Here is a 572-nt window from a genome sequence, read left to right on the forward strand (position 1 = left end):
GCGCGCGCCAGATCCAGCGTACGTTGCAGGGTCATGCCGCCATCCAAGGCACGTTGACCTGCAAGTTGGATCGTCGGCCCATCCGCCATCGGGTCGGTAAAGGGCAGGCCAAGCTCAATCACGTCCACGCCCGCACCCGGCAATCCTTTGACGACCTCAAGCGAGGTCTCATAGTCTGGGTCGCCTGCCATCACATAGGCGACAAAGGCCTTTTTCCCCTCGGCTTTCAGAGCGGCAAACTTGGCGTCGATACGGGTCATGGCATGTCCTTGCAGTCAGGTTCGGACCTGATGTGCAGAAAGTTTTGCCGAAAATCAATCCCGCCGCGGCCGCAAACCTTCAGAACGCAAAGTGATAACGGAAAAGCAGGGCGTTGACGCCCGGATTATCCTCTTGCGTGCTGGCGTTGGATTTGTGGGTGATGGCCATCGACACCTTGTTGCCATTGTCCAGTGTGTACCCTATCCCAAGAAGGCTGCGGATCTGAAAGCTACCGCCAAGATCGTTCAACTCGTCAGCCTCAGAGAAGTAGCCGGGCATAACGCTGCCTTCCAGAAACCAGCGATTGTTCA

At 57.0% G+C, this 572-nt stretch carries 2 protein-coding genes; both read right to left on the reverse strand.

Features of this window, described 5'->3' with window-relative positions:
• Window positions 1-260, reverse strand: a 260-nt coding sequence (locus tag ACR0E6_RS22830; RefSeq protein WP_480587714.1) for a tryptophan synthase subunit alpha, incomplete at its 3' end; no start/stop codon positions are given.
• Window positions 261-339: 79 nt separating this feature from the next.
• A partial coding sequence (locus ACR0E6_RS22835; protein ID WP_480587717.1) for an acyloxyacyl hydrolase occupies window positions 340-572 on the reverse strand: 233 nt, incomplete at its 5' end.

It is taken from the genome of Ruegeria sp. AP12 (assembly GCF_056540025.1).